The organism is Aeromonas sp. QDB25 (assembly GCF_027707725.1).
Lineage (GTDB): Bacteria > Pseudomonadota > Gammaproteobacteria > Enterobacterales > Aeromonadaceae > Aeromonas > Aeromonas caviae.
This window is the reverse complement of the sequence record NZ_JAPCIZ010000029.1, coordinates 1-19,094: the sequence shown is the minus strand read 5'-3', so window position 1 is coordinate 19,094 and position 19,094 is coordinate 1. Positions and strand designations below refer to the sequence as shown.

Genomic DNA, 19,094 nt, shown 5'->3' with positions numbered 1-19,094 from the left:
TCGTCTCGCTTCTTTTTGACAGGCCCTGTGCCTATACTCAGCCATTCTCGTAGCGCACTCGCCTCCAAAGAGCCCGATGACCATCCAAGAAAAGTATCGCCTGCACCTCAAATCCCTCTCGGATGAACTGCTCGCCCTGCAAAAACCCATCCGCATCCTGGATGCCATCAAATGGCCCCGTCACCTGCAAAGCGACTTTCTGGCAAGTGGCGGCAAGGCACTGCCCGCCATCGACAGGCACTTCTATGAATCCCTCCCCCTGGGGTTCGATCCCCGCAACAAGTACCTTGAGCTCAAGGAGTTGAGGGACAGGATCCGCCGGCGCCTCGGCCCCCAGGACGATCTCGGCCGGATCCTGCAAGAGACGGTGGATCAGTACATGGTGGTCATCGAGATGCTGCGCCAGCGCGGGCAGCCGGACTTTCAGCGCTACAGTCAGCGGCTCTACGGCTCGGCAAGCGATCACCTGCGCGGGGATCGCAAGACCCTGAAGGAGCTGGGGGCCAGATTGTGCGACATCTTCTCCCTGCCCGGCGCCCGCCATCTGGTGCGCCCCTACCCCAAGGAGTTCGAGGGGGAAGCCGCGGTGGCGAGGTTGCAAGGCAAGCTGTCGAGCTACTTCAGCGACGGCACAGTCCAGGTCAAGCTCAGCGATGGCATCGTCTCCGATGCCGCCGCCGGGGGGGATTACATCAAGCTCAACTCCCACGCCCGTTTCTCGGAACTCGATCTGCAGGTGCTGGAGGTACACGAAGGCTGGGTTCACGTCGGCACCACCCTCAACGGCCGCCAGCAATCTTACGCCACCTGGCTCGGTGCCGGCTCGCCCCGCATCACCGCCTGTCAGGAGGGGTTGGCAGTACTCATCGAGACCCTCACGTTCAGCTCCTTCCCGGACAGGGCCAAGCGCATCTCGGATCGGGTCATGGCCATCGACATGGCGGAGCGTGGCGCCGATTTCATCGAGGTGTTCCGCCACTTCGTGGCCAAGGGGGCCAGCGAGCACGACGCCTACAAGATCACCCAGCGGGTGTTTCGCGGAGGCATGGTCGAGGGGGGCGCCTGCTTTACCAAGGATCTCTCCTATGTGAAGGGCTATGTGGAGACGGTGAACTTCATTCGCAGCGCCGTGCTGGAGGGGGTGCCGGAGATCCTGCCCATGCTGTTCGTCGGCAAGGTGACCCTGGACGACATCCCCGTGCTCTATCAGCACTATCTGGAGGGGCTCATCGACGCCCCCCGCTACCTCCCTCCCATGTTTCGCGACCTCACCGGGCTCTACGTCTGGTTCGGCTTCGCCTCCGGCATGTCCCTGGTGGACATAGGCCGGGTACAACAGCATTTTCGCCAGCTCTTCCACCGCCTGCCGGCGGCCGACCCCATCATCGCCCCTGTCGACATCGAGATCGACTGACTCCCATAGACAAAGAGGACGCCAGATGGGCGCCCTCTTTGATGTCCAGGCTGCACGAGCCAGCCACGGGTTACTTGAAGGCCCGCCCTTCCAGATAGTGCTTGCGGCAGAGCGACACATAGCGATCGTTGCCGCCGATCTCCACCTGCTCACCGTCGCGCATCACCTGCCCCGCCTCGTTGACCCGCGAGTTCATGTGGGCCTTGTTGCCGCACCAGCAGATGCTTTTTAGCTCCTCGAACTTGTCCGCCAGACAGAGCAGGTGGTAGGAGCCGGGAAACAGTTCGCCGCGAAAATCGGTCTTGAGACCATAGGCAATCACCGGAATGTCCTGCTCGTCGACGATGCGGGCGAGCTGGTAGACCTGCTCACGGGTCAGGAACTGCGCCTCGTCAACGATGAAGACATCGATGTGCCGCTTTGCGTGGCGCGCCTTGACCATCTCGAAGAGATCGCAGCTGTCGCTGAACACCTCCACTTTCAGCTCAAGACCGACCCTGGCACTGATGACGCCGGCACCGAAGCGATCGTCGATGGCGGGCGTCATGGCCAGCGGATACATGCCACGCTCCAGATAGTTGAAGTGGGCCTGGATGAGCTGGGTCGATTTGCCTGAGTTCATGGTGGCAAATTTGTAGTGCAGTGAAGCCATGATGGGGTTCCGAAACGGGAGTGATGGGGCGCATGCTAACCAAAGCCCCTGCCAAAACCAAGGGGCCCGCAGGCCCCTTGTTCTCTTATGCAACTGCCACGGCGCTATACGCCCGGGCTTTGCGCAAATGGTAACCGGAGAAGATCAGGAACCAGAGCCCGCTCACGGTGAAACCGGCCAGCGCGGAGTGCATCAGCCCCATCACCAGGTAGCCGAGCGCAGCGCCAAAGGCGATGGCCAGGGCATAGGGCAGCTGGGTCATCACGTGATCGATGTGATGGCAACCGGCCCCGGTGGCAGACAGGATGCTGGTGCTGGAGATGGGGGAGCTGTGATCCCCGAACACGGACCCTGCCAGTACGGCGGCCAGCATGGGCAGCATCAGACTGATGTCGCTGGCGGCCGCCATGTCGCCGGCCAGCGGCAGCATGATGCCGAAGGTACCCCAGCTGGTGCCGGTGGCAAACGCCATGGCGCAGGAGAGCACGAAAACCACGGCGGGCAGCACTTCCACCGGCAGATTGCCATTGGCCAGGGAGGCCAGGTATTTGCCGGTTTCCACATCGCGCACCACGGCGCCGATGGTCCAGGCGAACAGCAGGATGTTGATGGCGGGCAGCATGGCCATGATCCCCTGCGGAGCCGCTTTCATCCAGTTGCTTGCCCCCAGCTTGAGGCGCATGGCCAGACCGATGGAGACCACCAGGCTGCACAGGGCACCATAGACCAGGGAGGAGCCGACATTGGTGTTCTCGAAGGAGCCGAGCACGCTGAACGGCAGCCCCTTGTCGGCCAGCACCGCAGCCCCGGAGTCAATCATGAAATAGACGGTGGCCAAGGTCAGGGTCAGGATGGGCAGCACCATGTCAATCATGCCGCCATTGCTCTCCTCCGGGCTCTCCATGTCGAGCCCGATGGGGCGCCCCTTGGACTCGTCCCACAGCTTGCCCTCCAATGCCCACTGCTCATGCTGACGCATGGGGCCGATGTCGAGCTGGAAGGCGATCACCACCAGCACCATGATCAGGGTGAACACCGCATAGAGGTTCATGGGGATCATCTCGACGAAGGCGGAGATGGGGCTCTGGTCGGTCAGACCATGAGCCGCCATGATGCCGCCGACGAGGGCGATGATGTAGGCCCCCCAGGAGGAGACCGGCATCAGCACGCAGACCGGCGCGGCGGTGGAGTCCAGCAGATAGGCCAGCTTGGCGCGGGAGATCTGGAAGCGATCGGTCACCGGACGGCAGATGGCCCCCACCGACAGACTGTGGAAGAAGTCGTCGATGAAGAAGGCGAACACCATCAGACCGGTCAGGGACTTGGCACCCTTGCGGGTCTTGGCGCGGCGCTCCGCCCACTCGGCAAACGCCCGGGTCGCACCGGAGACGCTCATCAGGCTGATGAGGCCGCCCAGCAGCAACATGAAGAGGATCATGTTGACGTTGTCACGATTGAGCGCACCGTCGACCCAGAAGATCCTGAGCACGGTGTCGAGCATGTAATGCAGGGACGCAAGGGGAGAAAACTGGTTGAGCAGCAGGCTGCCTGCGACTATGCCCACCCCCAGCGACACCAGGACGCGGCGGGTGATGATCGCCAGCGCAACGGCCAGCAGGGGGGGAACGACGGACCAACCGGAGTCGGCGTAATGAACGATGTCCATGATCTCTTTGCACCTAAAGACAACAGGTGGAGATCTACCGAGAGGATCAAAGAAACAAAACCCATGGGGAGGGTATACTCCTCAGCCCCTTCAGGTAGCGCTCCATAGTGGATGACTATGGCAGTCCTGCACCTATTAGATGCAGAACCAGCAACCCGGTATGATGGCCTGGTCACTTCGGCGCCGACTCCTTTCATCGAGCATCGCAGGCATCACCCTCCGCTCGGTTACTCATAGGCAGCGCGCCTCTACTTAAAGGTATTCGCGCCACATTTTATCGAGCCGCCGGGTGATAGCAAGTTTTTTGATTAAATTTCAAGGTTTCTGTGGCACCCACATCTTCAAAGATAGTCAAATGGTTCATCAAAGACTCTACTGGCGATATTTTCATCTGACATGAACCCATTCGAAGATGCTGGCCCGTCAAACGGATAAAAATATCCTTCATATCTATTTCAAGACTTAATTTATCAGCCTAATTAATTATTTGGGCAGGCTTGACTTGGTGCCAAACACCCCTATAAATTATCGAAAAACCAGTTCTTCCCTTAATATTTTGCTCGCGTGGTAGCCAATATGAACGAATTTCTGAAAGTGCTGTTGAATATCCGTAGCCTGCGTGCAGTTTGCCGCGATTTGACGCTGGAACAACTGGAAGAAGGCTTGGAAAAGCTCTCCGCCATCGTCGATGAACGTCGACAAGATGAATCCGCCGAACGCCAGGCCCGTGAAGAGCATCAAAAGAAAATTGCCGAATATGCCGAAATGCTGAGGGCCGCAGGGATCGATCCCGCCGAATTGGTCAACACCGTGGTTCCCGAGAATACCAAGGTCAGCAAACGTGCGCCCCGCCCCGCCAAATATCGTTATCTTGACAATGGCGTGGAAAAAACCTGGACCGGTCAGGGCCGCATGCCCTCGGTCATTGCCAAGGCCGTTGCTGAAGGCAAATCTGTGGAAGCCTTTGCCATCTGACTGCAATATCAGGCCCCTTTCCACAGCAATAAAAAACCTCGCAAGGCGAGGTTTTTTATTGCTGCTTCGAGCGGTGGTCAGCCTCTGTCAGCCGCCTTGACCCAGAGGATCTCCGGGGTACCCGACGATACCAGCAGGTATCTGGCGATGGTGAAAAACCAGTCGCTCAGCCGGTTGAGGTAGGGCAAAACGGCCGGATTCACCCGCTCTACGCGGCTCAACCCAAGCAGCAGGCGCTCACAGCGACGGGTCAGGGTACGCACCACATGTGCCTGGGCCGCCGCCCGCGAACCGCTCGGCAAAATAAAATTGCGCAGCACCGGCAACCCGGCACTGTAGGCATCGATCTGTTGCTCGAGCCTGTTCGTCCAAGCCTCATTCACCTGCCACAGCGCATCCGTTTGCGATTCACTGGAAAATGCCAGCTCCCCGCCCAGATCAAACAGCTCCTGCTGCAACAATATGAGATCGGCCAGGAGTGTGCTCTCCCCGACGGGTATTTCAGCCATCAACAAGCCTATTTGGGAATTCAGCTCGTCGATGGCGCCATAGGTCTCGACACGTTTATCGTCTTTGGCCAAGGAAGTGCCATCGGCCAGTCGCGTGAGCCCCTTGTCCCCTTGCCTTGTATATATTCTCATTCTGACATCCTGTTAATAATGGGAATAATCATGGACTCGAGTCCATTGAGCTTTACCTCGTAGGCCAGTGCCAGAGACTGGCCCAGGATACCGGCCGGAAAACCGCTTCGCGCCATCCATACCAGATAGGGTTCGGGAATATCGATGATGCGCCGCCCCTTGTATTTCCCGTAAGGCATCTTGCTGGCCAGCATCAGCAAGATGCGCTCATCGCTGAGTCCATCCATATCAATCGATATTCAGGTATTTATGGGTCTGGATGGAGAGTCGCCAGTTACGGGCGATGCAGGTCGCCATGGCCAGCTCCGTGGCCCTGGCTTTCTGGCTGATGGGTTGCAGCGCAATCATCACATCGGGGCGCAGCCGGGCGGTGGCCAGCAGGGCATCCAGCTCCTCGATATGGTGCTCGGTGGCCACCGGGTGCTTGATCTCGTTGGCCCGCTCCAGTGCAGAGACCAGCACCGGCAACCCACCCTTCATGCCGATCTTGGGGGAAACAGTCACCCAGGTCTGCTCATGGGTCAGCACCTCGCTGGTCCCGCTGGTTTCGATCTGCACCTGATAACCCGATGCCACCAGGGCCGAAGAGAGCTCGCGCAAGTCGTAGAGGCAGGGCTCACCACCGGTCAACACCACGTGACGGGCCCGGTAACCGAGCCGGGTAAAGCTGGCCAGGATATCTTCCGTGCTCATCTTGCTCCAGCCGTCGGACTCATTGGAACGATCGAGCACCTCGCCAGGGGCCACCTCACGCTCGGGGTCCACCACCCAGGTGTGGCGGGTATCGCACCAGGGGCAGCCCACCGGGCAGCCCTGAAGGCGAACGAAGATGGCGGGCAGGCCGGTAAATACCCCCTCCCCCTGGATGGTCTGGAAGATCTCGTTGATTGGGTAGTGCATCTTGGTCACGACTTGCTGCAAAAGGGGCGGATTATACCCCAAACCCGGGCTAGGCACAGGCTCAGGATCCGCTTTTCTCGCCCAGTCCACTCTTCTCGTAAAGTCTGGCACGGATGCCGGTCTTGTCAGCCAGATAGTGATCCAGGCCACGGCGACGCAGCTCGCAGGCCGGACAGGCCCCGCAACCATCTCCCTGGATTCCGTTGTAGCAAGTGAGCGTCTGGTGACGCACGGTATCGAGGTGACCGTAATGATCCGCCAGCGCCCAGGTTTCGGCCTTGTCGAGCCACATCAGGGGGGTTTCGAAGCGGATGGGGCGATCCAGCCCCAGGGAGACCGCCTGATTGAGCGCCTTTACGAAGTCGTCGCGGCAATCGGGATAACCGGAAAAGTCGGTCTCGCACACCCCAGTGATCACCGCTTCGGCACCCACCTGATAGGCATAGATGGCCGCCAGGGTCAGGAACAGGATGTTGCGTCCCGGTACGAAGGTGTTGGGCAGGCCGTTCTCCTGAAGCTCGAAGCTCACCGGTATGTCGTCCCGGGTCAGCGCAGAGATGGCCAGCTCCCCGAGCATGGTCACATCCATTACCTTGTGGGCGGCGATCCCGAGCGCCGTCGCCAGATGGCGGGCGGTGTCAATCTCCGCCCGATGGCGCTGGCCGTAATCGAAGGTGATGGCATGCACTTCGTCATAGCGGGCCTGTGCCTGCACCAGACAGGTGGTGCTGTCCTGCCCACCACTGAAGACCACGACGGCTTTTTTCATGTTTTTCACTCCTCTGGGCAACTCAACGGCGGCGGCCTTGTGCAAAGTCATGCCACTGCCGGTTCAAATGGGTAAACAGGGTCATCAGCGGGGCGAAGCGCTCAGGCTCTCCTTCCCACCGGGACAACAGATGGTAGCCCGCTTCCAGGGTGGACAATGCCTCCTCAAAGGGCTTTTTGCGAATGGAATATTGTCCAGCAATGGCGCCGAGGGAGATCCGCGGCAACCCGAGCAGTGCAGGCGAGCTGTGCAACATGCGATAGGCTTTGCGCCAGGTGCCATCGAGGAGGATGAAGTGGGCTCGCACGGTGCGCCCACTTCTCAGGAGATGCTCCCTTGCCTCTATCAGGGTCAGGGCCTCCTCATCGGGCCACAGCACGTAGCACTGGACAGCGGGGTCGGCAAGCAGGGCATTGAGCCCTTCGTCGTCGGAAAAATCCTCTCCCACATGAATGCGTACATCGGTCAGGGACGCCGCCAGCAACGCAGCCGTCCCCTTGGGGTGACCTACTTCGGCAGGGTGTTGCAGAATATGGAGCGCAGCCAGGTTCGGCACCCGCTGAATATAATCGCACAGGCACGCTTTGAGGGCCCGGGTACAGCGTGTACAGTATCGGCTCTCTTTGTCGTTGGGCTGCTTCATGTTGTCAGGAAAATCGGGTCTGCTCTGGGTCATCGCGCTTTCGCTCGTCACTGCCTTGCTCTTTTTCACCGTGCCAAATCATCAGCTCGCCTTCGATCGCGACCTGATCGCCCAGGGCGAAGGGTGGCGCATCATAACAGGCAATCTGGCACACACCAATGGATGGCACCTGCTGCTCAACCTGAGCGGTCTGGCCGTGCTCTACAGCCTGTTTCAGGAGTACCTGACGGGATGGCGCCTGCCCGTGCTGTTGCTGCTGCTGGGAACGGCGGTCGGACTCGGCATCTGGTGGGGCTGCCCGCAAACCCAGTGGTACATGGGACTCTCCGGCCTGCTGCACGGCTTGTTCGTATGGGGTGCCATGCAGGACATCCGCTTTCGCCGTCACTCCGGCTGGCTGATGCTGGCGGGCGTCGCCATCAAGCTCGGTGTGGACTTTTACAGTGCCGGCGAGAGCCCTGTCTCCGCCTTGATCGGTGCCAGGGTGCACATCGAGTCACACTTCATCGGCGCACTCGCCGGCCTGCTGCTCGGCCTCTTCCCCATTCGTCTGGACACCCAGGCCGTCCACTCCTGAACTCCCTATAGGCAGGGCCAGCCCACGGCCAAAATGCAGCAGGCCGGATCTGGGATCCGGCCTGCGCTCATTCGCCCATTACGCCGTTACCGGCAAAGCTCGGCATTGATCGCCCCAAGCACGGCGGCGGGATCCGAGGACTGGGTGATAGGACGGCCGATCACCAGATAATCCGCCCCCGCCTCCACCGCTGCCAGCGGCGTCATGACGCGGCGCTGATCACCGGCAGCCGATCCGCTCGGACGAATGCCCGGCGTCACCAGCTTGAATTCGGCTCCCAGCAGCCCCTTCAGCACACTCGCCTCTTCCGCGGAGCAGACCACACCATCCAGCCCGGCCGCCTTGGCAAGGGTGGCCAGGCGGATCACCTGTTCTGCCGGCGTCACATCCAGACCCAGGGGCGCCATGTCGGACTGCTCCATGCTGGTCAGCACGGTTACCCCGATGAGCAGGGGCGCCTTGTCCCCGTATGGCAGCAACGCCTCTCTGGCGGCACGCATCATGCGTTCGCCACCGCTGGCATGGACATTCACCATCCAGACGCCCAGCTCCGCACTGGCCGCCACCGCCTTGGCGACGGTGTTGGGAATGTCGTGAAATTTCAGATCCAGGAAGACGTCGAACCCCTTGGCCACCAGTTGACGAACGAACTGGGGACCAAACAGGGTAAACATCTCCTTGCCTACTTTGAGGCGGCACTGGGCCGGTGAGATCTGCTCAATGAAGGCAAAGGCGTCGGCTTCGTGCTGATAATCCAGCGCGACCAGTACTTTGGGGTCTTGCATGTCACTTCCTATGGATTGTTATGCCACAGCCAGGCGCAGCAGAGCCGGGGCCCGGTTGCACGCTGGCATCTGAAATTCTTGGGTATCCGTGCTCGCCCGGGCGTGTTGGCCTCGCTGGCGTTTACTCCCCATCCAGCCCTCGGATCGGCTTGATGGTGCCCCACTGCCGGCAGGAAGGGCATTGCCAGAACAGCGAATGGGTGGCAAAGCCGCACTGACGGCACTTGTGGGTCGACTTGATCTTGATCTGCTCACCGACCAACTGTTGCAGCAGCTCCAGGCTCTCCTTGGCAGGCCCCTCCTCGGCACTGGCCAACTGGAAACCGACCAGCTGATAAAACCCCTTCATGGAGGGGTGGCGACGCAGTTGGCGCAGCACCAGCGCACGGGCCTGACTCAACCCATCGCGGGCCTCCACCAGATTGGCCAGCGCCAGGGTCACGCTGACCCCCGCATGATCCTCTACCGCTTTTTCAAGCAGCGGGATCAGCTCCTGGCTGCGACCAAGCTGGCGATAGCATTCGAGCAGTTTTGGCATGGCTTCGGAGGCAAAGTCGATGTCCTGCTCGAACACCCGCAGGAGCTCCTTGGCCGCATCCTCGAACCTGCCCTCCTCCATCGCCAGATCGGCCAGCCGCAGGCTGGCGCGGGCACAGGCCGGGTGGGCACCGAGCGCACGCTTGAGCTTGGCGATGCCCGCAGGCTTGTCGCCATCGCGCAAGGCACTCTCCGCCTGTTCGCAATAGAAGTGGGAAATGGGCTCGGCCAGTTTCTTGCCCTGGAATTTCTGCAGACGCACCGCCACGGCGATGGCATTGTCCCAGTCACGCAACTGCTGATGAATGATCAGGAGCTGTGCCAGAGCCGTCTCTTCGAAATCGCTGTCATCACACAGCTCTTTCCAGAGTGCTTCGGCCCGATCGAGCAATCCGGCAGCCAGAAAGTCACGGGCCAGCTCCTGCAAGGCAAGCTGACGCTGCTCACGGGTCAGCTGACGGGCGACCAGGTTCTGGTGGATCTTGATGGCGCGATCGACCTCGCCCCGTTGACGGAACAGGTTGCCGAGGGAGAGGTGGGTTTCGATGGTTTCGCTGTCGACTTCCAGCAGCTGGATAAAGAGATCCACCGCCTTGTCCGACTCGTCAGAGAGCAAATAGTTGAGGCCCGCCACGTACTGGCGGGAAAACTGGTTACTCTGTTGCTGGGTGTCCTGGCGAACACTCCTGCGGCCCATGTACCAGCCATAACCGGCGGCGATGGGCAACAGCAGGAAAAGCAGTTCAAGCATCGAGGGACATTATTCCTTGGTTGTCGACCGGGCAAGCTCCAACTCGCGAGATTGACGACGCATGGTTCGGTTCAGGGTGCGATTTTGCAGTTTGAGACGCAGGAACAGCAGACCAAATACCAGCCAGCCCAGCAGAAAACCGCCGGCGAAGAAGAACCCCAGCAACATGGAGAGCGAGAACTCCCCCTGGGCGATCAAGTAGTTGAACTGCACCAGCTGACCATTTTGAGAACCGATGGCAAGGGTCAGGACAAACACCAGCACCAGTGGAATGAGGGCCAAGATACGCTTCATGGGAGCTCCCTGTCTGTAGCGAATGAGTGACTGATTATCCTTAAAATCACAGGCAGACTCTAGCGCGAATGGGAAAAGAGTGTGAGAAACCCGACAACGGGCAGACTCCAGAACATAAAAATGAAAAAGGCATACTCAGGTATGCCGTTTTCTGCATTATTCGATGATGTTGACGCGTTCGCGCAACTCTTTGCCAGGTTTGAAGTGCGGGACATATTTCCCGGTCAGTTCAACCTTGTCCCCGGTCTTGGGGTTGCGACCCACGCGGGGCGCACGATAGTGCAGCGAGAAACTGCCAAATCCTCGGATTTCAATCCGGTCGCCGTTTTGCAAGGTCGATGCCATCTGCTCAAGGATCTCCTTGATAGCGGCTTCGACATCCTTGGCCGGCATATGCATGCGGCTGGCTGCCAGTTGTTCGATGAGATCTGATTTGGTCATAAGGTTAAATCTCCTTCCCCGATCACATGCAATAATCATTTTGCCAAGATAAAAAAGGGCGGCGCAATGCCGCCCTTTTCTTGCATCAAGGATTACTCACCCTTGGCGGCTTTGAACGCTTCCATCATGGCATTGCTGAACACAACTTCTTCTTGTTGGTTCAGGCTGTCGATGGCAACACGCTCGTCAGCCTCGTCCTTGGCACGGACAGACAGGCTTACGGTACGGTTCTTGCGATCAACGCCCATGAATTTGGCTTCAACTTCGTCACCAACAGACAGCACCAGAGTGGCGTCTTCTACGCGGTCACTAGCAGCGTCGGAGGCACGCAGGTAGCCTTCTACGCCGTCAGCCAGTTCGATCACGGCACCCTTGGCATCAACCTCGGTAACCTTGCCCTTCACAATAGCACCTTTCTTGTTGTCAGACAGGTACTTATTGAACGGGTCTTCTTCGATCTGCTTGACGCCCAGGGAGATGCGCTCACGCTCCGGGTCCACTTGCAGAACAACGGCTTCGATCTCGTCGCCCTTCTTGAATTCACGCACGGCTTCTTCGCCCTGGTTGTTCCAGGAGATGTCAGACAGGTGAACCAGGCCGTCGATGCCGCCATCCAGACCGATGAAGATACCGAAGTCAGTGATGGACTTGATCTTGCCGGAAACACGGTCGCCCTTGGCGTGAGTTTCGGCAAACAGCTGCCACGGGTTGGATTTGCACTGCTTCAGACCCAGGGAGATACGACGACGCTCTTCGTCGATGTCCAGAACCATCACGTCAACCACGTCGCCAACGTTGACAACCTTGGACGGGTGGATGTTCTTGTTGGTCCAATCCATCTCGGATACGTGTACCAAGCCTTCCACGCCTTCTTCGATTTCAACGAAGCAGCCGTAGTCGGTCAGGTTGGTCACGCGGCCAGACAGACGGGTGGTCTCCGGGTAACGCTTGGCGATAGCAACCCAGGGATCTTCGCCCAGCTGCTTCAGGCCCAGGGATACACGGGTACGCTCGCGGTCGAACTTCAGAACCTTGACAGCGATCTCGTCGCCAACGTTGACGATTTCGGAAGGATGCTTAACGCGCTTCCACGCCATGTCGGTGATGTGCAGCAGGCCGTCAACACCGCCCAGATCTACGAATGCACCGTAGTCGGTCAGGTTCTTGACGATACCCTTAACTTCTTGACCTTCTTGCAGGTTGGCCAGCAGGCTTTCACGCTCGGAGGTGTTCTCGGTCTCGATCACGGCACGACGGGAAACAACAACGTTGTTGCGCTTCTGGTCCAGCTTGATGACTTTGAACTCGAGTTCTTTGTTTTCCAGGTGAGCGGTGTCACGGATCGGACGCACGTCAACCAGAGAACCCGGCAGGAAGGCACGGATGCCGTTCAGCTCAACGGTGAAACCACCCTTGACCTTGCCGTTGATGATACCGATAACGGTAGCTTGCTCTTCGTAAGCTTTTTCAAGCTGCAGCCAGGCTTCGTGGCGCTTGGCTTTTTCGCGGGACAGCTTGGTTTCGCCGAAACCATCTTCGATAGAGTCCAGAGCCACGTCAACGGAGTCACCTACGTTGATTTCCAGCTCGCCCATGGCGTTCTTGAATTCTTCAGCCGGGATAGCAGACTCGGATTTCAGACCGGCATCAACCAGTACGAAACCGTTCTCGATAGCAACGACAGTGCCCTTGACGATGGAACCTTGACGGGTTTCAACGGCATTCAGGGACTCTTCAAAGAGTTGAGCAAAAGATTCGATCATTGTTTATGTCACAAATGAAACATCCACTTGCAATCCGGCACAAGCGGGGTTGTTTTAAATTATCTGCGCCATCCTTGGTGCAGACGACTGACATCAGTTTGCGCTGACATCACCAAGTTGTTGCTCTGCATAGGCAAGCACCGTTGCCAGCACTTCATCTATGGTCATGGACGTTGAGTCTACAACAAGAGCATCTTCCGCGGGTTTCAGGGGAGCGACGGCGCGATTTCTGTCGCGATCGTCACGTTCCCGAATCTCGGTTAAAAGACGCTCAAAGTTAACATCAAAGCCCTTATCTTGCAACTGCTTATAGCGGCGCTGGGCCCGCTCCTCGGCGCTGGCGTCGAGGAAAATCTTCACATCCGCCTCGGGGAAAACCACTGTACCCATGTCGCGACCGTCGGCGATGAGACCGGGGGCTTGGCGGAATGCACGCTGACGGCGCAGCAGGGCTTCACGTACCCGGGGAAACGCCGCGATTTTGCTGGCCGCGTTGCCCACTTCTTCAGTACGAATGGTACGGGAAACATCCTCCCCTTCGAGGATCACCTTGACCAGCGCCCCTTCTACCTGGAATTGCACATCCAGATTGGCGGCCAGGGGAACCAATGCGGCTTCGGAATCGAGCTCCACATCGTGATGCAGGGCTGCCAGGGAGAGCACCCGGTAGATGGCACCGGAATCGAGCAGGTGCCAGCCCAGTTTTTCAGCCAGCAACTGGCACAAGGTGCCTTTTCCTGCTCCACTTGGGCCATCAATAGTCATCACGGGGGCCATCTGAGCCATAACGTTTCTCCTGCGCACTCGGCATCTTGACTGGTTGCACACATCCCTGTCGGGATGGGTTAATGGGCGCCGATTATACCCGAATGCGCCGTCTCTGGCAGTTGTCAGGGCACACAATTGCGCAAAAGTCGTCGTGATTGCACCTATTCTGACCAATCGGGTTAACCCACTTCTCACGCAAGGTTTTGTTCTTATGGTTGTTCCGGACAATGCGCGCTAAACTGGCCGCCCTTTTTTAAGCAGCTGTAGTCAGGAGCAACCATATGAGCAGCGTTACCCTCGTGGCCAAATCCAAGTTGCCGACCCCCTGGGGCACTTTCACGCTGGTTGGTTTTCAGGAAACCGGCACAGGCAAGGATCATGCCGCGCTGGTGATGGGCGATATCGCAGACGGCGAACCCGTGCTGGGACGCATTCATTCCGAGTGTCTGACCGGGGATGCCCTGTTCAGTCTGCGTTGTGACTGCGGCTTCCAATTGCAGGCCGCTCTGGAAAACATCGCCAAGGCGGGCCGCGGCGTCCTGCTGTATGTCCGTCAAGAAGGGCGAGGCATCGGCTTGCTCAACAAGATCCGGGCCTATCATCTGCAGGATCAGGGGGCCGATACCGTGGAGGCCAACGTGGCGCTTGGCTTTGCCGCCGACATGCGTGACTACACCATCTGCGCCGACATGCTCAAGGCGCTCGAGGTCAAGTCCCTGCGCCTGATGACCAACAACCCGCGCAAGTTGAAGGCGATGGAATCCTTTGGCATCCCGGTGGCGGAGCGCGTGCCCCTTCAGGAAGGTCGCAATCCCCACAACGAGTTTTATCTCTCCACCAAGGCAAACAAGCTGGATCACCTGTTCAAGAAATAAGGTTGCATCCACCTTGTCAGCATACGCCTCCAGATTGGAGGCGTTTTTATTGGTGATACCACTCAATCATTGAGTATCTGTAGCGCAATGGTGAGAAACATCCCCTTGTGCCAGCAAAAAATCCCGCAATGCCCGGTTCGCCATGGAGAGCGGATCCCCCCGTCGCCAGGCTACGCAGAGATCCAGGAAGATAGGGGGTGAAAAAGGGATGCCGGTGAGGGCCGGCTCCTCTTCCAGCGCCATGCGCAGGAAGGTGGTCACGGCGAATCCCTGACGCACCACCGCCTTGAGCAGCGGGATGAGATTGCTTTCGAACGCGATGTCAGGCTCTACCCCCAACCCCTGCGCCAACACCTCCATGTGTTCCCTGTGGTAGAAGCCTCGCCGGAACATGGCGAGCTCCTGGCCGAAGAACTGTGGCAGCGAGACCGACTCAGCGCCGCGCAGCGGGTGCTCCTCCCCCACCACCATCAGCATCTCTTCCCGCAGCAGTTGCGCCCCCTCGAGGGCCGGTGGCAGATCGCTGGTGATGAGGATGGCGAGATCCAGACTGCCATCCACCATGCGGCTGAGCAGCTCCCGGGTGCCCGCCTCCTCCACCCGGATCTTCAAGCCGGGGTAGCGATGCTTGAACGCCATCAGGATTGGCGGGAAGTAATAGGATCCCATCATGTAGGGGATGCCGATGCGCACCTCCCCCCGTTCCAGCCCCTTGAGCTCGGCCATCTCGGCCTCGGCCTGGTGCATTTGGCGCAGCAGCCGTTCGGCGTGGCGGCAGAGGACCTCTCCCTCCGGGGTGAGGCGCACGCTGCGGTCCTGCCGGTCAAACAGCCGCAGATCGAGCTGCTGCTCCAGCTTGGCGATGGCCATGCTGACGGCAGGCTGGGCCACGTTCAGCCCCTGGGCCGCCCTGGTGAAGGAGCCGGCATCGCGCACCGCCAGCAGGTATCCGAGCTGTTTCAGGTCCATATCAATTTCATTTATCAGGGTGATAACTTAAATATATTATATTTATACGTTTCGTCGCACTACCCTGCACAAAAGTCGTCGGGACAACTCCATATGATTGAAATAGGTAGTCGCGAATGGATACGCGCCACCCTGGCTCTCAGCCTGGGCTCCTTCCTGGTATTCCTCAATCTCTACCAGACCCATCCCCTGCTGCCGCTCCTGGCAGAGGTTTTCTCGGTCAGCGCCTTGTCCGCCAGCTGGACGCTGGCAGGCTGTACCGCAGGGCTGGCAGGCTCCCTGCTCGTCTGTGCCCGTCTGGCTGATCGGTTCGGACGGCGGCGGATCATGCTGTGGACCCTGGCGGCCGCCATCCTGCTCTCCCTGTGCATCCCCTGGGTCACCCACTTTGATGTGCTGGTGAGCCTGCGCATCCTGCAAGGCGTCCTGCTGGCAGGGCTGCCCGCCACCGCCATTGCCTACATGGGGGAAGAGTTCAGCAAACGTGCCCTCATCGTAGCCGTCGGCGTCTATATCGCGGCCAACTCCCTGGGAGGCATCGCGGGCCGGGTGGTCGGCGGTCTGCTGGCTGGCTGGTTTGGTGACTGGCAGCACACTTTCCTCGGTATCGGGATCATCAGCCTCGCCCTGCTGCCACTGGTCATCTGGCTGCTGCCCGCCCAGCGCTGCTTCGTGGCCGTGGAGGCAGCGCCTGGGCAACTGCGCCGCGCCATCCAGAGCCACCTTGGCAACCCCTTGCTGGTGGGGGCCTATCTCATCGGCGGCCTCAACTTCATGGTCTTCCTGAACCAGTACAGCTATCTCACCTTCCTGCTGGCCAAGGCCCCCTTCTCCCTGCCGACCCAGTGGCTCGGCATGCTGTTTCTGACCTACCTCACCGGCACCGTCGCCTCTTCACTGAGCGGCCGCGGGGCCCATCGCTGGGGAGCACATCGTCTGCTGCTGGCGGGAATAACCTTGATGGCACTCGGCAGTCTGGCCCTGTTGCAGGGGAGCCTTGTCGCCATCATCGGGGGATTGCTTGTCTCGAGCTTCGGCTTCTTCCTGGCCCACGCCTGTGCCAGCGCCTGGGTCGGCCAGCACGTGGAGCACAACCGGGCGCTCGCCTCGTCGCTCTATCTGGTGGGGTATTACCTGGGGGCCAGCCTGGGCGGGCTTTATCTGCATCCCTTCTGGGAGCAAGGGGGGCTATGGGGTCTGGTGCTCGGCATCGAGCTGGTGTTGATGATCACCGCCGGGTTGAGCCTCTGGCTCGGTCACTTGAAAGGACGTGTGGCGCCCGCTTGTGCGTTGACGCCACAGGATCAGGCTCCCGTCAACGGGTCCTTCCCTCACAGACCGTCATAATAGTCCGCCGGTACCGGCACCACGGCGCCGGTGCAGAGCTCTTCGTCGATCACCTCCTCAAGCGGGCGCAGATGAAACTTGATCTGCCCGGAGGGCAGCATCAATCCTATATCCGGATTGCGTCCGTCATCGATGTTGCCGGTCTTGAAGGGGACATCCGGATGCGTCGTCACCAAGGTCGTGAGCGAGGGCACCACCAGCTCGATATGTTCGAGCCCGGCCTGATGGCTTCGACCCGCCTTGGGGGCGGCCAGTTCGATGCAGGGGACGGTCACCTGCTCCCAGCAGACAGGCTGGTGCAAGCGATAGGTGGCGATGGGACGACCGCCTATCATCCCCTCCACCAGCAAGACTCCGTGGGCGGCCAGCACCGCTTTCAACTCCAGATATTCCGGCAGGGTGGCGGCGCGGTAGCAGAGGTGATCCACCACGGGGGAGTCCTTGACTCCCATGACGGCATGCATTTCCGTGAGCAGTTGGCAAACAAATGGGGCCATGGGCCCCAGTGTGGAATCCAGTGGATGTGACATGATCACCATTTCTTCTTGGGTTGGAACAGGACGTCCAGTTCGTCCGTCTCTTTGTCCTTGATGTTTTGCAGCTCCTTCTCGCTGTGCTGCTGCAGGTGTTCTTCCAGCTGGCGCATCCCCTGACGCATGTCCTCTTCCCGCGCCAGCAGGTAGGGATCCTTGTCGGTGACATTGGCCAGCGCCCCCAGTCCCTTGGTGTAGAGCTGGCGGCAGGTGCCGTACTGCCCCTGGATCTGGGCATCCATGGCCCGCTTGAGCAAGTTGGCGATGTTGATCTTGAGCTGCATCAGCTCGAGGCGGCGATCCTCCTGGGCAAAGCCCTGGGGATCTATCTTGCCCTTGTTGTGCTCGACCCGCAGCACGGCCCGCATCTTCTTGGCCAGTTGCAGCATCTGGATGGCCTGGCGGTCGGACTCCGGCGTCTTGAAATGCCCCTCGTCCTGGCTGCTGTAGTTCTCCTGCACGTTCTTGATCTGGAGCTGGACGTCGGCGATGCGCTGCTTGACCTGCGCATTGGGCATCACCAGCGCGATGGCGCGGTAGGCATCCAGGATCCGGTGTTGCAACAGCAGCACCATGTTTTTGGAAAAGGGCACCAGATTGACGTTCAGCAACACCTCTTCAGTCTCGTCTGCCACCGCCTTGTGACGGGCAATGGCCTGGCGCTTGTCCGATTCGGCCTTCTGCTTGTATTGCTGCACCACGTTATAGGCGATGACCAGAAACAGGAGTGCGCCGATTGACAGCAATATCAGGGTTAAAATCATAGGGTGTTCACACTCCAGTCCCAATCCAATTGCGAGATCCTACAACAGCTTAGCCTCATAGGGTAGCGCCCAGATCCCGTATTGCCTCACAAGAACGCTCCCAGGCGGTGACCGCATCCGGTGCGTCTTGCTCCATATCGCCCGCCGCCCCCATTACTTGAGGCAAAAACCCTTCGACTGCAGGAATCCCAGCATGAAGGGCCTCGCCTCCTTGCCCAGGATCCCCCTGATCTGCCCGCTCCAGGTCTGATCCTTGTTGTTGCTGCTGCGGGCCTGGTAGTAGTCGTGGATCTGCCCGTCGTACCGGGCCAGCAGGGCGCGGTCCAGGGTGGCAGGATAGCGGTTCTCGTGCACCACCAGCGCCCGGGGCAGCCGCGGTTTTTGCTCCGGCCGCTGGGCGGGATGACCCAGGCAGAGGCCAAACAGCGGGATCACCTGATGGGGCAGACCCAGCACCTCGCTCACCTCGGCCGGATTGTTGCGAATGCCGCCGATATAGACCCCGCCCAACCCAAGTGACTGGGCCGCCAGCAAGGCATTTTGCGCCATCAGGGCGCCGTCGATGGCCCCGATCATGAGCTGCTCCACAAAGCCGGTGCGGGCCTCCGGCACTATCTGGCTGTGACGATGGTAGTCGGCGCAAAACACCAGAAACTCCGCCGCCTCAACCACATAGGCCTGATGACCGGCCAGCTCCGCCAGGGTGGCCCGCAGCCCCTTGTCGGTGACCCGGATGATGCTGTTGGCCTGGAGGAAGCTGGAGCTCGCGGCGCTCTGGGCGGCGCTCAGGATCTGATCCAGCTGCTCTGCGCTGACGGGCTCTGGGGTGAACTGGCGAATGGAGCGATGGGAAAGAATGAGATCGATGGTCGGGTTCATGGTACCTCCGGGATGAAGGTCACACTCTACCCAAAAAAAGGGTTCATCGCGGCTTTCCGGGGAAGGCCGCCTTGATTTTCAGAAAAAAGTATTCTGAGTCCCTAAATCCATATGCCATGCGCTTTATCACTTTGATCTTGTTGTTCACCCC

At 59.6% G+C, this 19,094-nt stretch carries 23 protein-coding genes and 1 riboswitch; of the genes, 5 read left to right on the top strand and 18 right to left on the bottom strand.

Features of this window, described 5'->3' with window-relative positions; genetic code table 11:
• The first annotated feature begins 76 nt into the window (after positions 1 to 76).
• Entirely contained in the window at positions 77 to 1,414 is a 1,338-nt protein-coding gene (locus PG883_RS11940) for a flavohemoglobin expression-modulating QEGLA motif protein (RefSeq protein ID WP_010674988.1), read from the top strand.
• Positions 1,415 to 1,484: 70 nt separating this feature from the next.
• On the opposite strand, the gene PG883_RS11935 is transcribed toward PG883_RS11940, so the two are convergent.
• Together PG883_RS11935 and PG883_RS11930 are read right to left on the bottom strand one after the other, a co-directional pair.
• The gene (locus PG883_RS11935; protein ID WP_010674989.1) at positions 1,485 to 2,066 is read right to left on the bottom strand and encodes a thymidine kinase; all 582 of its coding nucleotides are present in this window, start codon (positions 2,064 to 2,066) and stop codon (positions 1,485 to 1,487) included.
• Positions 2,067 to 2,151: 85 nt separating this feature from the next.
• Positions 2,152 to 3,732: a Na+/H+ antiporter NhaC family protein gene (locus tag PG883_RS11930; RefSeq protein WP_010674990.1), complete on the bottom strand. Its 1,581-nt coding sequence runs from the start codon at positions 3,730 to 3,732 to the stop codon at positions 2,152 to 2,154.
• Positions 3,733 to 3,819: 87 nt separating this feature from the next.
• Positions 3,820 to 3,991, bottom strand: a riboswitch (Lysine riboswitch).
• A 317-nt stretch (positions 3,992 to 4,308) separates the two neighbouring features.
• Here PG883_RS11930 and PG883_RS11925 point away from each other — a divergent pair.
• Positions 4,309 to 4,707 (top strand): H-NS family histone-like protein, encoded by a 399-nt coding sequence (locus PG883_RS11925; protein ID WP_010674991.1) that lies wholly within the window; start codon positions 4,309 to 4,311, stop codon positions 4,705 to 4,707.
• A gap of 77 nt (positions 4,708 to 4,784) precedes the next feature.
• Here PG883_RS11925 and PG883_RS11920 read toward each other — a convergent pair whose 3' ends face one another.
• From PG883_RS11920 to PG883_RS11900, 5 genes are all read right to left on the bottom strand, one after another.
• Entirely contained in the window at positions 4,785 to 5,348 is a 564-nt protein-coding gene (locus tag PG883_RS11920) for a cob(I)yrinic acid a,c-diamide adenosyltransferase (RefSeq protein WP_010674992.1), read from the bottom strand.
• Positions 5,345 to 5,575, bottom strand: coding sequence for a DUF3820 family protein (locus PG883_RS11915; RefSeq protein ID WP_010674993.1), 231 nt, complete (start codon positions 5,573 to 5,575; stop codon positions 5,345 to 5,347). Before PG883_RS11915 ends, PG883_RS11920 begins: the two co-directional genes overlap by 4 nt.
• A 1-nt stretch (position 5,576) precedes the next feature.
• On the bottom strand, positions 5,577 to 6,248 hold the full coding sequence (gene queE, locus PG883_RS11910; protein ID WP_010674994.1) for a 7-carboxy-7-deazaguanine synthase QueE: 672 nt from the start codon (positions 6,246 to 6,248) through the stop codon (positions 5,577 to 5,579).
• A 61-nt stretch (positions 6,249 to 6,309) separates the two neighbouring features.
• A complete protein-coding gene (queC, locus tag PG883_RS11905; RefSeq protein WP_010674995.1) occupies positions 6,310 to 7,017 on the bottom strand; it encodes a 7-cyano-7-deazaguanine synthase QueC in 708 nt (235 codons plus the stop codon).
• A gap of 22 nt (positions 7,018 to 7,039) precedes the next feature.
• Positions 7,040 to 7,693: a tRNA-uridine aminocarboxypropyltransferase gene (locus PG883_RS11900; RefSeq protein WP_174217460.1), complete on the bottom strand. Its 654-nt coding sequence runs from the start codon at positions 7,691 to 7,693 to the stop codon at positions 7,040 to 7,042.
• Between PG883_RS11900 and rrtA the strand changes: the two genes are divergently transcribed.
• Entirely contained in the window at positions 7,659 to 8,237 is a 579-nt protein-coding gene (gene rrtA / locus PG883_RS11895) for a rhombosortase (protein WP_223937785.1), read from the top strand. The genes PG883_RS11900 and rrtA overlap by 35 nt on opposite strands.
• An 86-nt stretch (positions 8,238 to 8,323) precedes the next feature.
• Here the strand turns inward: rrtA and pyrF are convergent, their stop codons facing one another.
• The 6 genes from pyrF to cmk all read right to left on the bottom strand — a co-directional run bounded on the left by pyrF (position 8,324) and on the right by cmk (position 13,594).
• On the bottom strand, positions 8,324 to 9,022 hold the full coding sequence (gene pyrF, locus PG883_RS11890; RefSeq protein ID WP_010674998.1) for an orotidine-5'-phosphate decarboxylase: 699 nt from the start codon (positions 9,020 to 9,022) through the stop codon (positions 8,324 to 8,326).
• Between the two features lie 121 nt (positions 9,023 to 9,143).
• Positions 9,144 to 10,310 carry a lipopolysaccharide assembly protein LapB gene (lapB, locus tag PG883_RS11885; RefSeq protein WP_010674999.1) on the bottom strand — a complete coding sequence of 389 codons (1,167 nt, stop codon included), beginning with the start codon at positions 10,308 to 10,310 and terminating at the stop codon, positions 9,144 to 9,146.
• A gap of 9 nt (positions 10,311 to 10,319) precedes the next feature.
• Entirely contained in the window at positions 10,320 to 10,604 is a 285-nt protein-coding gene (locus PG883_RS11880) for a LapA family protein (RefSeq protein WP_010675000.1), read from the bottom strand.
• A gap of 156 nt (positions 10,605 to 10,760) precedes the next feature.
• A complete protein-coding gene (gene ihfB, locus PG883_RS11875; protein WP_005299934.1) occupies positions 10,761 to 11,045 on the bottom strand; it encodes an integration host factor subunit beta in 285 nt (94 codons plus the stop codon).
• 92 nt (positions 11,046 to 11,137) lie between these two features.
• Positions 11,138 to 12,808, bottom strand: coding sequence for a 30S ribosomal protein S1 (gene rpsA, locus PG883_RS11870; protein WP_270807234.1), 1,671 nt, complete (start codon positions 12,806 to 12,808; stop codon positions 11,138 to 11,140).
• Positions 12,809 to 12,901: 93 nt separating this feature from the next.
• Positions 12,902 to 13,594: a (d)CMP kinase gene (gene cmk / locus PG883_RS11865; protein ID WP_010675002.1), complete on the bottom strand. Its 693-nt coding sequence runs from the start codon at positions 13,592 to 13,594 to the stop codon at positions 12,902 to 12,904.
• A gap of 263 nt (positions 13,595 to 13,857) precedes the next feature.
• Here cmk and ribA point away from each other — a divergent pair, with 263 nt between their 5' ends.
• Positions 13,858 to 14,451: a GTP cyclohydrolase II gene (gene ribA, locus PG883_RS11860; protein WP_010675003.1), complete on the top strand. Its 594-nt coding sequence runs from the start codon at positions 13,858 to 13,860 to the stop codon at positions 14,449 to 14,451.
• A gap of 66 nt (positions 14,452 to 14,517) precedes the next feature.
• On the opposite strand, the gene PG883_RS11855 is transcribed toward ribA, so the two are convergent.
• Positions 14,518 to 15,420, bottom strand: a complete 903-nt coding sequence (locus PG883_RS11855) for a LysR family transcriptional regulator (RefSeq protein WP_010675004.1) — start codon at positions 15,418 to 15,420, stop codon at positions 14,518 to 14,520.
• Positions 15,421 to 15,513: 93 nt separating this feature from the next.
• On the opposite strand from PG883_RS11855, the gene PG883_RS11850 reads away from it, so the two are divergent.
• A complete protein-coding gene (locus PG883_RS11850; protein ID WP_010675005.1) occupies positions 15,514 to 16,767 on the top strand; it encodes an MFS transporter in 1,254 nt (417 codons plus the stop codon).
• Here PG883_RS11850 and PG883_RS11845 read toward each other — a convergent pair.
• The 4 genes from PG883_RS11845 to PG883_RS11830 form a co-directional block, all read right to left on the bottom strand.
• Complete coding sequence (locus PG883_RS11845) at positions 16,752 to 17,306, bottom strand: VOC family protein (RefSeq protein ID WP_010675006.1); 555 nt, start codon at positions 17,304 to 17,306, stop codon at positions 16,752 to 16,754. The genes PG883_RS11850 and PG883_RS11845 overlap by 16 nt on opposite strands.
• The gene (locus PG883_RS11840; protein ID WP_010675007.1) at positions 17,300 to 18,064 is read right to left on the bottom strand and encodes a hypothetical protein; all 765 of its coding nucleotides are present in this window, start codon (positions 18,062 to 18,064) and stop codon (positions 17,300 to 17,302) included. The genes PG883_RS11845 and PG883_RS11840 overlap by 7 nt, the downstream gene beginning before the upstream one ends.
• A gap of 153 nt (positions 18,065 to 18,217) precedes the next feature.
• A complete protein-coding gene (gene nfsA, locus PG883_RS11835; RefSeq protein WP_010675008.1) occupies positions 18,218 to 18,943 on the bottom strand; it encodes an oxygen-insensitive NADPH nitroreductase in 726 nt (241 codons plus the stop codon).
• Between the two features lie 43 nt (positions 18,944 to 18,986).
• The coding region (locus tag PG883_RS11830) for a transposase (RefSeq protein ID WP_160838777.1) at positions 18,987 to 19,094 on the bottom strand (108 nt) is incomplete at its 5' end.

Bases quoted from the DNA above. Each gene is read 5' to 3' on its own strand.
- PG883_RS11940 (WP_010674988.1), top strand. From the start codon at position 77: ATGACCATCCAAGAAAAGTATCGCCTGCACCTCAAATCCCTCTCGGAT.
- PG883_RS11935 (WP_010674989.1), bottom strand. From the start codon at position 2,066: ATGGCTTCACTGCACTACAAATTTGCCACCATGAACTCAGGCAAATCG.
- PG883_RS11930 (WP_010674990.1), bottom strand. From the start codon at position 3,732: ATGGACATCGTTCATTACGCCGACTCCGGTTGGTCCGTCGTTCCCCCC.
- PG883_RS11925 (WP_010674991.1), top strand. From the start codon at position 4,309: ATGAACGAATTTCTGAAAGTGCTGTTGAATATCCGTAGCCTGCGTGCA.
- PG883_RS11920 (WP_010674992.1), bottom strand. From the start codon at position 5,348: ATGAGAATATATACAAGGCAAGGGGACAAGGGGCTCACGCGACTGGCC.
- PG883_RS11915 (WP_010674993.1), bottom strand. From the start codon at position 5,575: ATGGATGGACTCAGCGATGAGCGCATCTTGCTGATGCTGGCCAGCAAG.
- queE (WP_010674994.1), bottom strand. From the start codon at position 6,248: ATGCACTACCCAATCAACGAGATCTTCCAGACCATCCAGGGGGAGGGG.
- queC (WP_010674995.1), bottom strand. From the start codon at position 7,017: ATGAAAAAAGCCGTCGTGGTCTTCAGTGGTGGGCAGGACAGCACCACC.
- rrtA (WP_223937785.1), top strand. From the start codon at position 7,659: ATGTTGTCAGGAAAATCGGGTCTGCTCTGGGTCATCGCGCTTTCGCTC.
- PG883_RS11900 (WP_174217460.1), bottom strand. From the start codon at position 7,693: ATGACCCAGAGCAGACCCGATTTTCCTGACAACATGAAGCAGCCCAAC.
- pyrF (WP_010674998.1), bottom strand. From the start codon at position 9,022: ATGCAAGACCCCAAAGTACTGGTCGCGCTGGATTATCAGCACGAAGCC.
- lapB (WP_010674999.1), bottom strand. From the start codon at position 10,310: ATGCTTGAACTGCTTTTCCTGCTGTTGCCCATCGCCGCCGGTTATGGC.
- PG883_RS11880 (WP_010675000.1), bottom strand. From the start codon at position 10,604: ATGAAGCGTATCTTGGCCCTCATTCCACTGGTGCTGGTGTTTGTCCTG.
- ihfB (WP_005299934.1), bottom strand. From the start codon at position 11,045: ATGACCAAATCAGATCTCATCGAACAACTGGCAGCCAGCCGCATGCAT.
- rpsA (WP_270807234.1), bottom strand. From the start codon at position 12,808: ATGATCGAATCTTTTGCTCAACTCTTTGAAGAGTCCCTGAATGCCGTT.
- cmk (WP_010675002.1), bottom strand. From the start codon at position 13,594: ATGGCTCAGATGGCCCCCGTGATGACTATTGATGGCCCAAGTGGAGCA.
- ribA (WP_010675003.1), top strand. From the start codon at position 13,858: ATGAGCAGCGTTACCCTCGTGGCCAAATCCAAGTTGCCGACCCCCTGG.
- PG883_RS11855 (WP_010675004.1), bottom strand. From the start codon at position 15,420: ATGGACCTGAAACAGCTCGGATACCTGCTGGCGGTGCGCGATGCCGGC.
- PG883_RS11850 (WP_010675005.1), top strand. From the start codon at position 15,514: ATGATTGAAATAGGTAGTCGCGAATGGATACGCGCCACCCTGGCTCTC.
- PG883_RS11845 (WP_010675006.1), bottom strand. From the start codon at position 17,306: ATGGTGATCATGTCACATCCACTGGATTCCACACTGGGGCCCATGGCC.
- PG883_RS11840 (WP_010675007.1), bottom strand. From the start codon at position 18,064: ATGATTTTAACCCTGATATTGCTGTCAATCGGCGCACTCCTGTTTCTG.
- nfsA (WP_010675008.1), bottom strand. From the start codon at position 18,943: ATGAACCCGACCATCGATCTCATTCTTTCCCATCGCTCCATTCGCCAG.